This window comes from Pseudomonadota bacterium, assembly GCA_038533575.1.
GTDB lineage: Bacteria > Pseudomonadota > Alphaproteobacteria > Rhodobacterales > Rhodobacteraceae > Shimia_B.
In genome coordinates this window covers 2,173,074-2,186,553 of sequence record JBCAYL010000001.1, presented here as the reverse complement: position 1 = coordinate 2,186,553, position 13,480 = coordinate 2,173,074, and the positions used below count along the sequence as shown (strand labels likewise).

General features: G+C 64.3%; 17 protein-coding genes. 14 read left to right on the top strand and 3 right to left on the bottom strand.

Features of this window, described 5'->3' with window-relative positions; all coding sequences use genetic code 11:
- Nucleotides 1–10 precede the first annotated feature (10 nt).
- The 11 genes from AAFM92_11070 to AAFM92_11020 all read left to right on the top strand — a co-directional run bounded on the left by AAFM92_11070 (nucleotide 11) and on the right by AAFM92_11020 (nucleotide 7,917).
- Nucleotides 11–676, top strand: a complete 666-nt coding sequence (locus AAFM92_11070; protein ID MEL7300914.1) for a DUF1194 domain-containing protein — start codon at nucleotides 11–13, stop codon at nucleotides 674–676.
- Between the two features lie 150 nt (nucleotides 677–826).
- Nucleotides 827–1,273, top strand: a complete 447-nt coding sequence (locus tag AAFM92_11065; GenBank protein MEL7300913.1) for a hypothetical protein — start codon at nucleotides 827–829, stop codon at nucleotides 1,271–1,273.
- Between the two features lie 193 nt (nucleotides 1,274–1,466).
- On the top strand, nucleotides 1,467–1,859 hold the full coding sequence (sdhC, locus tag AAFM92_11060; GenBank protein MEL7300912.1) for a succinate dehydrogenase, cytochrome b556 subunit: 393 nt from the start codon (nucleotides 1,467–1,469) through the stop codon (nucleotides 1,857–1,859).
- Nucleotides 1,860–1,869: 10 nt separating this feature from the next.
- Nucleotides 1,870–2,244 carry a succinate dehydrogenase gene (locus AAFM92_11055; GenBank protein ID MEL7300911.1) on the top strand — a complete coding sequence of 125 codons (375 nt, stop codon included), beginning with the start codon at nucleotides 1,870–1,872 and terminating at the stop codon, nucleotides 2,242–2,244.
- 13 nt (nucleotides 2,245–2,257) lie between these two features.
- A complete protein-coding gene (gene sdhA, locus AAFM92_11050) occupies nucleotides 2,258–4,063 on the top strand; it encodes a succinate dehydrogenase flavoprotein subunit (GenBank protein MEL7300910.1) in 1,806 nt (601 codons plus the stop codon).
- Nucleotides 4,064–4,086: 23 nt separating this feature from the next.
- A complete protein-coding gene (locus AAFM92_11045; protein ID MEL7300909.1) occupies nucleotides 4,087–4,518 on the top strand; it encodes a hypothetical protein in 432 nt (143 codons plus the stop codon).
- Nucleotides 4,503–4,817 carry a hypothetical protein gene (locus AAFM92_11040; protein ID MEL7300908.1) on the top strand — a complete coding sequence of 105 codons (315 nt, stop codon included), beginning with the start codon at nucleotides 4,503–4,505 and terminating at the stop codon, nucleotides 4,815–4,817. Before AAFM92_11045 ends, AAFM92_11040 begins: the two co-directional genes overlap by 16 nt.
- A gap of 66 nt (nucleotides 4,818–4,883) precedes the next feature.
- Nucleotides 4,884–5,717: a polysaccharide pyruvyl transferase family protein gene (locus AAFM92_11035; protein ID MEL7300907.1), complete on the top strand. Its 834-nt coding sequence runs from the start codon at nucleotides 4,884–4,886 to the stop codon at nucleotides 5,715–5,717.
- The gene (locus tag AAFM92_11030) at nucleotides 5,714–6,538 is read left to right on the top strand and encodes a hypothetical protein (GenBank protein ID MEL7300906.1); all 825 of its coding nucleotides are present in this window, start codon (nucleotides 5,714–5,716) and stop codon (nucleotides 6,536–6,538) included. Before AAFM92_11035 ends, AAFM92_11030 begins: the two co-directional genes overlap by 4 nt.
- A gap of 147 nt (nucleotides 6,539–6,685) precedes the next feature.
- The gene (locus AAFM92_11025; GenBank protein ID MEL7300905.1) at nucleotides 6,686–7,465 is read left to right on the top strand and encodes a succinate dehydrogenase iron-sulfur subunit; all 780 of its coding nucleotides are present in this window, start codon (nucleotides 6,686–6,688) and stop codon (nucleotides 7,463–7,465) included.
- A complete protein-coding gene (locus AAFM92_11020) occupies nucleotides 7,465–7,917 on the top strand; it encodes a hypothetical protein (protein MEL7300904.1) in 453 nt (150 codons plus the stop codon). The genes AAFM92_11025 and AAFM92_11020 overlap by 1 nt, the downstream gene beginning before the upstream one ends.
- 5 nt (nucleotides 7,918–7,922) lie before the next feature.
- Here AAFM92_11020 and deoD read toward each other — a convergent pair whose 3' ends face one another.
- On the bottom strand, nucleotides 7,923–8,627 hold the full coding sequence (deoD, locus tag AAFM92_11015) for a purine-nucleoside phosphorylase (protein ID MEL7300903.1): 705 nt from the start codon (nucleotides 8,625–8,627) through the stop codon (nucleotides 7,923–7,925).
- Nucleotides 8,628–8,716: 89 nt separating this feature from the next.
- On the opposite strand from deoD, the gene AAFM92_11010 reads away from it, so the two are divergent.
- Nucleotides 8,717–9,124, top strand: a complete 408-nt coding sequence (locus AAFM92_11010; protein ID MEL7300902.1) for a hypothetical protein — start codon at nucleotides 8,717–8,719, stop codon at nucleotides 9,122–9,124.
- Nucleotides 9,125–9,128: 4 nt separating this feature from the next.
- On the opposite strand, the gene trpA is transcribed toward AAFM92_11010, so the two are convergent.
- Both trpA and AAFM92_11000 read right to left on the bottom strand, forming a co-directional pair.
- A complete protein-coding gene (trpA, locus tag AAFM92_11005) occupies nucleotides 9,129–9,920 on the bottom strand; it encodes a tryptophan synthase subunit alpha (protein ID MEL7300901.1) in 792 nt (263 codons plus the stop codon).
- Nucleotides 9,921–9,976: 56 nt separating this feature from the next.
- Complete coding sequence (locus tag AAFM92_11000) at nucleotides 9,977–10,450, bottom strand: VOC family protein (protein MEL7300900.1); 474 nt, start codon at nucleotides 10,448–10,450, stop codon at nucleotides 9,977–9,979.
- A 15-nt stretch (nucleotides 10,451–10,465) separates the two neighbouring features.
- On the opposite strand from AAFM92_11000, the gene ychF reads away from it, so the two are divergent.
- Together ychF and AAFM92_10990 are read left to right on the top strand one after the other, a co-directional pair.
- Nucleotides 10,466–11,563, top strand: a complete 1,098-nt coding sequence (gene ychF / locus AAFM92_10995; GenBank protein ID MEL7300899.1) for a redox-regulated ATPase YchF — start codon at nucleotides 10,466–10,468, stop codon at nucleotides 11,561–11,563.
- A gap of 347 nt (nucleotides 11,564–11,910) precedes the next feature.
- Nucleotides 11,911–13,440: a hypothetical protein gene (locus AAFM92_10990; protein MEL7300898.1), complete on the top strand. Its 1,530-nt coding sequence runs from the start codon at nucleotides 11,911–11,913 to the stop codon at nucleotides 13,438–13,440.
- Nucleotides 13,441–13,480 lie beyond the last annotated feature (40 nt).

Genomic DNA, 13,480 nt, shown 5'->3' with positions numbered 1-13,480 from the left:
GCGTGGGCTCATGCGCTTCGTGCTCGCACTTCTTCTGATCCTCTGCCCACTGCGCGCGGCGTCCTGCGAGCTCGCCCTGATCTTCGCGGTCGACGTCTCCGGCTCGGTGGACCATGCGGAATTCGCGATCCAGATGGAGGGGCTCGCCCACGCGCTGGGCGATGACCAGGTCTCCGAGGCGCTCGTGGCGGGAAGTGCTGCGCTGGCGGTCGTGCAATGGACGGGCGCCTCGCGTCAGAGGCTCACCGTCCCCTGGACGCAGGTCACGAGCTTCGAGGCGCTGGATGCTTTTCGCGCGGAGGTGGCCGCGGATGTGCGGGTCTGGCGCAATTTCTCCACCGCCATCGGCGAGGCGCTCCACGTCTCCGCCGGGCTCTTCGCGGACGCGCCCGCCTGTGCCCGGCGGGTCATCGACATCTCGGGAGACGGGGTCTCCAACGAAGGGGTCACACCCGCCAACACCCACGCCATCATGCAGGCGCGGGGCATCACGGTGAACGCGCTCGTCATCGAGGACGCCACGGCAGGCGATCTGACCGGCTACTTCTATGAGAATGTCATAACGGGCCCCGGTGCCTTTCTCGTGACCGCCGGTGGATATCGCGATTATCCGCGCCAAATACGCCGCAAGCTACTACGCGAGGTGGTGCAGACGGTGGGCGCGGTGACGCGATAGTTCCATCACATCGGGCCCTCTCTCCTCACATGGATGCGAGCTGGACAGAATGTCGCGCATCCCAAGATGGCCCCTCTGCGTAGTACTCACATCTTAGCCAGGTTCGCACCCACGCTGACTTCTTATCCCCCGAGAAGGAGGGCAACTAAAATGAGTACGACGACAACGAATATCTTCCCCAGTTCGCTGGTGGAAAAGGGCTATGTCCCGCAGGTGAATTGGCCTGCCGCGCACTGGTTTATCCGCGTGCCGCTGGCGCTGATCATCTTCAACCAGGGTTACCTGAAGTTCATTGACCTCGCAGGCGGCGCGGATGCCTACGGCTTCCCCGTCTGGATGTGGGCTTTCGCCGCCCTAGCCGAGGTGCTCGCCGCCGCCGGTCTGATCATTGGTGGCGCCGTGCGCACGCTCAATCCGACGAATGGCCTGCTGCGCCTCTTCGGTGACGTGGTCACGCGCCTGAGCGGCTTCGCCATCACGGCGGTCGTGGCAGCGGTGATCTTCATCGTGTACTGGGGCCCGTGGCAGGGCATGCAGTTCCACCTGATGCTTCTGGCCGGTGGTCTCTTCTTCATGCTGCGCGGTAACCGCACCTAACCAATATCATCGCCCCCGCCGATCCTGTCGGCGGGGGCTTTTTTTGTGATCACGCTGCAAATCCCAGTGATCACAAACCGCCGTTTCCGGCCCCTCTGCGCTGAATTACCGCGAATTTCTCATGTCTTGGGACGTGACCGACGCCATCCCGCGCGATAGGTATTCGGTGACCGCAAGCAAGGAGCCAGCACCCATGGCCGACGTGAACCGGGGCGACCGTCCGCTCTCGCCCCACATCATGATTTACAAACCGCAGCTGACGTCGATGTCGTCGATCATGGTGCGGATTACCGGCATCGCGCTGCTTTTCCTCTCTGCTATCATTGTGGTGTGGCTCGTGGCCGCCGCTGCATCCGAGACCGCCTTCGCCGCGATCAACGGCGTGATGCAGAGCTGGTTTGGCGATCTCGTGCTGCTCGCCGGACTTTGGGCGCTCTGCTACCACCTGCTTGGCCGTCTGCGGCACGTGATCTGGGATTTCGGCTACGGCTGGAAGGTCGAACAGGCAGAGACCATGGCGCTTGTCATGTTTGCCCTGCCCACCGTGATCACGGTGCTCACCTTCTTCGTCTTCCTGATCGGCTGAGGAGAGAGACATGCAGCGCTACCTGACAGACCGCAAGCGTGCATCCGGGCTCGGCGCGAGCCATAACGGCACCCAGCACCACTGGAACATGATGGTGAGTTCCATGGCCGTGGTGGTCGTGGCGCCCATTTTCCTGATCACCTTCGCTCTGGGCTTCCAGGGCAGCTACGATGAGATCATCGCCTATTTCAGCTCGCCCCTCGTGGCGATCATCATGGCGGTGTCGCTCATCGTCCTGATCCGACACTTCATGAACGAGGCCATCGAGGCCGCGGAAGACTACGTGCACGGCGTTGCAGGTCAGCTCACCATCGTGGGCATCACCTGGGCCTCGTACCTTCTGATCGGCATCGGCCTATTTGCCATCGCGCGCATGGCACTCTGAGGAGATACCCAAAATGGCAGCATACGATTACGAGACGCATGAATACGACGTGGTGGTCATCGGCGCCGGCGGCGCGGGTCTCCGCGCGACGCTCGGCATGGCCGAGCAGGGCTTCAAGACCGCGTGCATCTCGAAGGTCTTCCCGACTCGCTCCCACACCGTGGCGGCGCAGGGTGGGATCGCCGCATCGCTGTCCAACATGGGCCCGGACCACTGGCAGTGGCACATGTATGATACGGTGAAGGGTTCGGACTGGCTGGGCGACACGGACGCCATGGAATACCTCGCGCGCGAGGCACCGAAGGCCGTCTACGAGCTCGAGCATTACGGCGTGCCCTTCTCGCGCACGGAGAAAGGCGAGATCTACCAGCGCCCCTTCGGCGGCCACACGACCGAATTCGGCGAAGGCCCGCCCGTGCAGCGTACCTGTGCCGCCGCCGACCGCACCGGCCACGCCATCCTGCACACGCTGTACGGCCAATCGCTCAAGCAGAAGGCCGAGTTCTACATCGAGTATTTCGCGATCGACCTCATCATGTCCGATGACGGCGTCTGCCAGGGCGTGCTCTGCTGGAAGCTCGACGATGGCACCATGCACCTCTTCGCCGCGAAGATGGTGGTGCTGGCCACCGGTGGCTACGGCCGCGCCTATTTCTCCGCCACCTCCGCGCATACCTGCACGGGCGATGGCGGCGGCATGACGGCCCGTGCGGGGCTGCCGCTGCAGGACATGGAATTCGTGCAGTTCCACCCGACGGGCATCTACGGCTCCGGCTGCCTCATCACCGAGGGAGCACGGGGCGAGGGCGGCTACCTCACCAATTCCGAGGGCGAGCGATTCATGGAGCGCTACGCACCCACCTACAAGGATCTCGCCTCCCGGGACGTGGTTTCGCGCTGCATGACGATGGAAATCCGCGAAGGGCGCGGCGTGGGCGAGGAAGGGGATCACATCCACCTGCACCTCAACCACCTGCCGCCGGAAACGCTCGCCGAGCGCCTGCCGGGCATTTCCGAGAGCGCGCGCGTCTTTGCCGGCGTGGATGTCACGCGGGAGCCGATCCCCGTCCTGCCCACCGTGCACTACAACATGGGCGGCATCCCGACGAATTACTGGGGCGAAGTTCTCGCGCCCACGAAATCGAACCCCGACAACGTCGCTCAGGGTCTCATGGCCGTGGGCGAGGCGGGCTGCGCCTCCGTGCACGGAGCCAACCGGCTGGGCTCGAACTCGCTTATCGATCTCGTCGTCTTTGGCCGGGCCGCCGCGATCCGCGCGGGCGCCACGGTCGACCGCGACGCGGCCATCCCCACGCCGAACAAGCGCTCGGTGGAGGCGGCCTTCTCGCGCTTCGATGGCCTGCGCCACGCCAACGGGCACACGCCGACAGCCGCGCTCCGCCTCGAGATGCAGAAGACCATGCAGCAGGACGCCGCCGTCTTCCGGACCGACAAGACGCTCGCCGAGGGTGTCGAGAAGATGGGCAACGTCGCGGCCAAGCTCGACGACCTGCACGTCACCGACCGGACGCTCGTCTGGAACTCCGACCTCATGGAAACCCTCGAGCTCACGAACCTCATGCCCAATGCCGTGGCAACAGTCGTCTCGGCCGCCGCGCGCAAGGAGAGCCGCGGCGCCCATGCGCACGAGGATTACCCGGATCGCGACGACAAGAATTGGCGCAAGCACTCGCTGGTGTGGTTTAAGGGCAACGAGGCGACAATGGGCTATCGCGGGGTGGTGACGCAGCCGCTCACTTCGCACAACGATGGTGGCATCGACCTCAAGAAGATTGCACCAAAGGCCCGGGTATATTGATCAAGACAAAATTGCTGGTTCCGATGCTGATCGGCACACTGACCCTCACCGCCTGCACGACCGACCCGCTGCAAGCCTATCCTGAAGCGGACTCGGTCTCGGATTGCGAAGTTCTCGCCAAGGCGGATGCGAACCAGCGGGAGCGGAGCATGCGAGCGCAGCGTGGCTCCGGTAATTTCCTGATCGATGCAGTGGTCGGTGGCCTCGCCTCCGGCGCGGTCGAGGCCGACGTCAATCAGAGATTGGCCGGGTGCATCACACGCGTCACGGGCGCACCGCCTGCCCCGGGCCAGCTGCCCGCGCCGGGTCAGACCCCCACAACCGCGAGCGCGCCTGCTGCAAGCCCGCGGATGGCCGTGCGACCCACGACCGTGACACCGCCCATCCCGACCTTTGGCTGCGTCCCGGGCATGGGCCCGATGCAAAGGGGCACGCTGGTATGCCCAGGCTTCTGATTGCGGGCCTCTTGGTGGCGGGCACCCCGCTCGCTGCGCAGGAGCTCAACGCCGACCAGCGCGCCGCCTATGACGCGATCCTGCCGGCAATCGAGGCGTCTCTCGTGGAGCAAGGCGGGGATGCGTTTCGCGACATGGCGCCCATGCTGGCGGGCTGCGTTGCCTCAGAAGCGGAGCGGCGAGACTTACGCATCTTGCGCGAGACGAGCGAAGAGACCCCGAACACCGCGCTGCTGAACGAGCTTCTAGGGGCACCCGAAGTCCAGGGCTGCGTTGCAAAAGTAATCGCCGGGGGATAACGCAGTGACGCTTACGGAGTGTTCCGAAGCATCCGTTCCCAAGCCACTGCAAGGAAATGAGTGTCAATGTCACTGCGTGACGAAGCTTGCTTTAAGGATCTGGCTGGTGCACTTCACGCGCACGCTGGTGAAAGGCCCATCGTAGAGATCGTGAATTCTGGCAATTGGGGCGACGCGCTCATCCATGCCGGCCAAAGGGAATTTCTCCGGGACCTGGGAATAACGGTCCACGCCGTTCCGATCCGCCATTTTCGCCGCGCCAACACGCTTAAGCGCCGAGTGACGAATTTCATACGCAGGAACTTGGGTGCGCGGCGGGCTATCATCACCGGTAATGGCGCCTTCCGGCCATTCTACAAGCGCGCCGAAGAAATGGCTCTCGCCGCCCAGTCGTTTTCTCGTGTTCTCGTGATGCCATCCTCCTTATCCCTCGTGCCTGACTTTGACCTGGCGCGTACGGAGCTTTGGCGTAGAGACCACGGAGAGAGCGTAACCGGCGCGGCAAACGCGCCGTTTTGCCATGATATGGCCTTTTACCTTAGGCCGCGCGCGCGTCGTGCGACCAAGAAGGAAGCCTTCTTATTCCGCGCGGATTTCGAGAAGGGAGACTTCGAACTTCCCGAAGGAAGCGTCGATTTGAGTGCGCAAGGCACGCACCTGTCTGATCCTGAAGAGTTTCTCGATATCATTGGAGACTATGAGGTGATCCACACAAATCGTTTGCACGTTGGGATAGGTGGCGCCCTCCTGGGTCGGGAGGTACACCTCTATCCTTCGCGTACGGGAAAGCTGCGCTCTATTTTTGAGGCTTCTCTTCAGCCATTCTACGAGAACGTGCACTACCACGATGACGAGGCTGATGTTGCGAGGCTCGGCGCTGGTGGCGGTCGCGTCTTGTGATCGAAGATCCCACCGATAGTGCTCGTCGCCCGGTCGTGATCGTCGGAAGCGGATGGTGGTCGACCGACGCGCCATCCTGGACGGTCAATCCAAACCGGAAGGCCCTCGGGGATGACCTGATACGGTCCGTTGATTTCTTCGAGACTTGGCTGGATAGCGTCACCAGGGCAGGTCAACCTGCAAAGATAATCGTGGTGGACTCAGCATCACCACGGAAGCCCGCGCAGCAGAAGAGGGCGATGGTTGAATGGTTGGAGCTGCCCTTCAACGCCAAGCATTCCACCTCACATGTCGGGCAATGGAGCGGTTGGATGCGCTCCGTGCTCGTTTCGGCAAGTTACGCTCTGAACTGTGATTGCGACTACTTCGTTTACGTCGAGCAGGATTGCCTCCTTGAGGGTAGAGGGCTCTTCGACAGGATGGCGCGAGAAACACGGACCGGCTTGGTGTTCGGCTCCGGAGAAGGGACGCCGCAGCCTGTCCAGCAATCATTGTTTCTGGTTCGAAAGGATAGGCTCTCTGGGTTTGTGACAAATCTGCTAGCGATCCGCGCCCGTGACCAAGACCTTGCTCCCGAATGGAAGTTTGTCTGTGCATCTTGGCGACCTTTAGTTTGGATGGCGAATTTGGGTTTGCTTAAGCACCGTAAGGTTCGCAAAGCCGTCCAAGCCCTAGCCTTCGGGCGTCGCTATGAATTCCTTACTTTTGGAACGGGCCGGGGCCGGCCCATCCCTTTCGAAGAACCTGCGTTCTATTTCCAGCATGCAACTCGAGAAGAGGTTGATCGCTACTTGCGGAAAATCGCAGACGAGCGAAGCTGAATGTGATCACGGCTTGGGAGCGCGTGATCACAAATTCTCGGGCGCGGTGAGAAAGCCGCGGCTTTTGGTCCGACATGGCCGTAAAACGGTTCGATATCAGGACCTTTCATATTATTTATCCTGCAATCCGAGATCGATGAGGCAGCCATGGTTCAACTGACGCTCCCAAAGAATTCCCGCATTTCCGTGGGCAAAACGTGGCCGAAGCCCGAGGGCGCTACGAATGTGCGTGAATTCCAGGTGTATCGCTGGAGCCCCGATGACGGGGAAAACCCGCGCGTCGACACGTACTTCGTCGACATGGACACGTGCGGGCCGATGATGCTCGACGTGCTCATCAAGATCAAAAACGAGATCGACCCGACGCTGACGTTCCGTCGTTCTTGCCGCGAGGGGATCTGCGGCTCCTGCGCGATGAATATCGGCGGGATCAATACGCTGGCCTGCATTTACGGCCATGACGAGGTGAAGGGCGTGGTGAAGATCTACCCGCTGCCGCACATGCCGGTGGTGAAGGACCTCATCCCCGATCTCACCCATTTCTACGCCCAGCACGCCTCCATCATGCCGTGGCTTGAGACCAAGACGAACCGTCCGGCGAAGGAGTGGAAGCAGTCCATCGAGGACCGCAAGAAGCTCGACGGCCTGTATGAGTGCGTGATGTGCGCGTCCTGCTCCACGTCCTGCCCGTCCTATTGGTGGAACGGGGACAAGTACCTCGGGCCGGCGGCGCTGCTGCATGCCTATCGTTGGATCATCGACAGCCGGGACGAGGCCACGGGGGAGCGGCTCGACGAGCTCGAAGATCCCTTCAAGCTCTATCGCTGCAATACCATCATGAACTGCGCCAAGACCTGTCCGAAGGGGCTCAACCCGGCGAAGGCCATCGGCGCGATCAAGCAGATGATGGTCGAGCGCCAGGTCTGATGGTGCGGCGGGCCGAGGTCCCGCGGGAGAGCCTGCTCGCGCGGTATCTCGAAGACCCGGCCTCCCATGTGGACGCTTACGTGACGGCGGGCGAGGCATCGCTCGCCGATTTCATTTCCGCCTTCTTTTCATCGCCGCTCTTCCGGCTGGAAAGGCGCATACTCGCGCTTGGCGGTGCGGCGTCGAGCGACCCGCAAGTCGCTGCGCTGGCGGCCGGAGAAGACGCGCGCATGGCTGCGTGGGAGGTGGTCGAGCGGAACGCGCACGAGCTTCTCCTCACCGTGCCCAATACGCTCATTCGCACATGGCTTGCCGTCGCGCCGGGCGAGCTCTGGTTCGGTTCGGCGATCGTGGCCACCGATGGCCAGATCCCGATCGCGGCGCGCGCGCTCATGCCCTTCCACGCGCTCTATTCGCGCAGCCTCCTGGCGCTCGCCGCGCGGCGGGTCTGACGGCGTCAGCTAAACGCCGCCTCCAGCGCGATCTCGACCATGTCGCCGAAGGAGCGTTCGCGATCCTCCGGGGGAAGCGCCTCGTGGGTCTTCAGGTGGTCGGAGACGGTGAGCACCGCGAGCGCCCGGCAGCCGTGGCGCGCGGCCAGCGTATAGAGCTCGGCGGCCTCCATCTCCACGCCGAGGACGCCGTGCCGCTCCATCTGTTCGGTGAGGTCGGGCCGTTCGTCGTAGAAGACATCCGAGGAGTAGATGCCGCCCACATGGACCTTCGAGCCCTTCGATTGCGCCGCCTGATGGGCCGCGTGGAGCAGGGACCAGTCCGCGCAGGGGGCATAGTTCAGCTCCCGCATGATGCCCCGGGAGGGGGTCGAAAGCGTCGTTGATGTCATCGCGAGGATCACGTCGCGGATACCGACGGCATCCTGCATCGCGCCGCAGGAGCCGATCCGGATCAGCGTCTTCGCCCCGTAGGTCGAGATGAGTTCGTTGGCGTAGATCGAGAGCGACGGCATCCCCATGCCGGAGCCATGGATGGTGACCTTGTGTCCTTTCCACGTACCGGTGAAGCCCAGCATCCCGCGGACCTCGTTCACGAGGACCGGATTTTCCAGGAATGTCTCGGCAGCCCATTTCGCGCGCCGGGGGTCGCCGGGGAGAAGCACCGTTTCGGCGATGTCGCCGGGCTTGGCTGAAATGTGTGGGGTCATGGGGTCAAGCTCTTCTTTCTGGTGACAGGCGGGGCGCGCTCGCCTTTAAGCGTCGGGGACATTGCTTGATAGCTTTAGGAGATATGCGCGTGAAAGACACCGGCTTCCTTCCGAGAATGTGCGCCTTGTGCATAGTGGCGGGGCTGGCGGCCTGTGCCGCGCCCGGAGATATCTCCCGCGACAACCCGGATTTCTTCCTCGTGCGCGCGGACCGGGAGAACGGTCAACTCTCGGGCGGTTTCAACCCTGCCGGCTTCACGCCGGGCGAGGTCGCGCGGCTGGTGGGCGAGATCTGCACGGGCGGCAGGCTCGCAAGCTTCGGGACGGGCGCGGGGGGAGAGCTTGTCTCCTTCGCGGCGACCTGCGCAGGCGGCGTGGCCGATGGCGCGCGCGTGGCCGAGATCGAAAGGGCGGGGCCCGGCACCGTCGTGATCGAAATTCTCGGCAGCGACGGGCGCGGCAACATTCGTACGCGTCGCACGGTCGTCGCGCTCTGACGCGTCAGGCGCTGTGGGCGCCGTCGGCGAGGGACTTCACGAAGGCGAGGATGTCTGCAGGGCTCTCGCCCTTGCCGATGCGCTCCACGATGGCCGATCCCACCACGGCCCCGTCGGCGACGGAGGCGATGCGCTGGCTGGCCTCGGGCGTCTTGATGCCAAACCCCACGATCACGGGCAGGTCCGTGGCGGCCTTGATCCGAGAGACCTCAGGACCCACGTCACCCGCTTCGGCGGCGGCGGCCCCGGTGATGCCGGTGATGGAGACGTAGTAGACGAAGCCGGATGTGTTCTGCAGGACCTTGGGCAGGCGCCTGTCATCGGTTGTGGGCGTCGCCAGGCGGATGAAGTTGAGGCCCGCCCTCTGGGCAGGGATGCAGAGCTCTTCATCCTCCTCGGGCGGCAGGTCCACCACGATGAGACCGTCCACCCCGGCCTCCTCCGCATCAGCAAGAAAGCGGTCCACGCCGTGGGAGAAGATCGGGTTGTAGTAGCCCATGAGGACGATGGGCGTGGTGTCATCCTCGGCGCGGAGCGCGCGGGCGGTGTCGAGCGTCTTTTCGAGGGTCATGCCGGCCTCGAGCGCGCGCTGCCCGGCGAGCTGGATCGTGGGGCCGTCGGCCATGGGATCGGTGAAGGGCAGGCCCAGCTCGATGATGTCCACGCCCGCGGCGGGCAGGCCTTTGACCACCTCGAGCGCGGTTTCGTAATCCGGATCACCGGCCATGACATAAGCCACGAAAGCCTTCTTCCCGGCGGCTTTCAGCTCTGCGAACTTGGCGTCGATGCGGCTCATGGCGTCCTTCTCTGCGGGCCTCTGTCGCGCTCTCTTGCGGGAGCGCGCGGGGCGGGTCAAGCGGGGTCGGCCGTGTCGATCATCCAGTGCGTGCCGAAGCGGTCGGTGAGTGTGCCGAAGCCCGCCGACCAGAAGGTCTCGGCGAAGGCCATCCGCACCGTGCCGCCCTCTGCGAGCTTGTCGAAGGCGGCCACGGCTTCGGGCCTTGCGCCGAACGACATCATGACCGAGCAGCCGTCCATGGGACCGGTCACGCCCATGAGATCGTCGGAGGCGAGGAGCTCCCCGTTGCCGAGTTTGAGGCCGCAATGGGCGATCCAGTCCTTCTTGTCGTCAGGCACCGGGAAGTCCGGCATCTCGGCTGCTGTCATCATCATCTCGATCTCGCCGCCGAAGACCTCGGCATAGAAGGTCATCGCCTCGCGGCAGGTCCCTTGGAAGCTGAGATAGGGTGTGGGGTTGATGGCGCGGCCCTCCTTGTTTCTAGCCGAGTTTCTCCGTAGGGAGCGCGCCAGGCAAGCTGCGGACACACGGGGGAGCGCGCCATGGGTTTCAAGATGGGTATCGTCGGGCTTCCCAACGTGGGAAAATCCACCCTTTTCAACGCCTTGACCAAGACCGCCGCGGCGCAGGCCGCGAACTTCCCGTTCTGCACGATCGAGCCCAATGTGGGCGAAGTGGCGGTGCCGGATGCCCGGCTCGACCGGCTCGCGGAGATCAACGCCTCCCGGCAGGTGATCCCGGCGCGGATGACTTTCGTGGACATCGCGGGGCTCGTGAAGGGGGCCTCCAAAGGGGAGGGGCTGGGGAACCAGTTCCTCGCCAACATCCGGGAGGTGGACGCCATCGCGCATGTGCTGCGCTGCTTTGAGGACGGCGATGTCACCCATGTGGAAGGGCGCGTCGACCCGGTGGAGGATGCCGACGTCATCGAGACCGAGCTGATGCTCGCCGATCTCGAGTCGATCGAGAAACGCCGCGCCAATTTGGTGAGGAAGCTCAAGGGCAACGACAAGGAGGCCGTACAGCAGGAGCGGCTGCTCGTCGCCGCGCAAGAGGCGCTCGAAGCCGGGCGTCCGGCACGGACGGTTGAGGTCGACCCCGAGGATGCCAAGGCGTGGCGGATGCTGCAATTGCTGACGACGAAGCCCGTCCTTTACGTGTGCAACGTGGACGAGGGATCTGCCGCCGAAGGCAACGAGTTCTCCGACAAGGTGGCCGCCATGGCCGCAGAGCAGGGCGCGGGGCACGTGATCATCTCGGCCCAGATCGAGGAAGAAATCAGCCAGCTCGATGCCGAGGAGGCCGCTGAATTCCTTGGGGAAATGGGGCTCGAGGAGGCCGGTCTGGACCGGCTGATCCGCGCAGGCTACGACCTTCTGAATCTCCAGACCTACTTCACCGCGGGCCCCAAGGAGAGCCGCGCCTGGACCATCCCGGAAGGCACGCGGGCCCCGCAGGCTGCAGGGGTCATCCACGGTGACTTCGAGAAGGGGTTTATCCGGGCCGAAACCATCGCTTACGACGACTACGTCTCGCTCGGCGGGGAGAACAAGGCCAAGGAGGCGGGCAAGATGCGCGCCGAAGGCAAGGCCTACGAGGTGAAGGACGGGGACGTCCTGCATTTCCTCTTCAACACCTGAACCAGAGCCGACCACCCCGCTGCCCTTGCAGTGGTCGGTGCGTTTCCCCTTTCTCGGGCGCGGTAGACGCGCAGCGCAAGGCCAGTGAACTGGGCGTTCACACTCCACACATCGAGAGTAACCATCAGCCCCGGCGGCTGTGTTTCGACCATTGAGGGGCATGAGCGGCCGCTCAGCCCGCCCTGACCAGCACAGGTGGGTGTGGTGCGACGTCCCCACACCGGCACCATTTGGCCGCCCGTCGCAATCGGGTGTGGGGGCAGAGCCCCTGCTGCGGTATCCTGCCTTCAACAAAAAAAACGAGGCAGGAAATGAGACGGGCGGTTCTTGGTATTCTTTGCGGTGGGGTGGCGTTGCCGCTCTTCGTGTCCGCGCAGGGCTCCGAGGAGCTCACGCCGGCGGGCATCCTGAAATTTCCCGGCTTTCAGCTCGGCACTGTGATCCCCGAGGGCTCCTTCTCCATGCGGGTGGGCTCCACCTTCAGCACCGAAGGCGACGGCACTGGCACGCAATCCTACAGCGGCGGCCTCACATGGCGTCCCGCCGGCTGGCAGGCGACCTACGGCTTCGAGATCCAGGCCTTTGACGATCCGCCCCGGATGCCCGTGAACGGCACCACCGGGAACCTCACTTTCGCCGGTCTCGCCTTCAACTCCTCCTTTGCGCTGCGGGAGGGGCCCATCTGGGACGCAGCACTCCACGGCAGCGTCGGCGGCTTCCGCTACAGCCAGGAGATCATTGACGAGGACGAGGATTTCGTCCTCGCGCGGGCCGCGCTCCCGGTGACCTACGCGCTGAGCGACCAGCTCACGCTCACCGGCGCCGTCTCGGCCACTCTGGGGCCCGAAGAGTTCGGGGCCGTGAGGGGTGTCGGGCAGCGCTACGCGGTGGGCCTCGGGGCGACCTTCCGGCCCACAAATCGGCTGGAATTCTACGGCGCGGCCAAGGCGCTCTTTCGCGAAGGCGACCAGTTCGATGACGACGGCGGCGACGAAATCTACACCTTCGGCGGGCGCTATGCGCTCACCGCCGACCTCGCGCTCGATGTCTTTGCCACCAACGCCTTCTCCAACACGCGCATCCTGAGCGACATGGTCTTTCCCGGCGAGGGCGGCGATGCCGTCATCGGGGTCAACCTCGACTACCGCCCGAGCCGCCAGGGCCAGAGCGCGCCGCGCTTCCGCCACGGGGCAGGGCCGCAGCCGCGGACGCTGGCCTTCGGCGACGGGTTCAGCGTCCTGAGCCCGGAGACCGTGGGCACCGATCGCCTGCGCCTCGTGGGAGGCGGCCATAGCGGTGGGCAGGCCCTGGCGGGCTTCGTCATCTCCGCGGACCCGCATTGGCAGTACGAGACCTATTTCGAGCAGTATGACCTTGAAGATGCAAATCCCTTCCGCGCCGGAGACGACGAGGGTGTCCGCTTCCTCATCGGCGGGCGCTGGCAGCCCCTGAGCGAGGCCGACGGGGACCCCCTCTCTCTCGGGCTTCACACGCTCGTGGGGCGCGACACGGGCAAACCCACCGTGGGCGTGGCCTATGCGAGCCTCCTCGCCGGACGCCAGATCGCGCCAGCGCTCTATGGCCGGGTGAACCTCGCCACCGGGCTCTTCGGCGATGACGAGATCACCGGGCTTGGCAGCGGCCTCACGCTCGACCTGACCGATCGCATGCAGGGCATCTTCGAATACACCTACGTGGACGGGGCCGACGAGGTCATAAGCGCGGGCGCGCGCTATACCCTGCCCGGAGACGGGATGGCGATCGATGTCTATGCCACCAACGCGGCGGGCCTGCGCGGCATCGGCGGGCTTTTGGCGCAGGATGACTATTCCGTCGGGGTCTCGGTCTCCTTCGACACGGATTTCGAGCTCTTCTGACGCGGGGCGCGTCCCATTCGTGCGCGGGGGCACAAGCCCC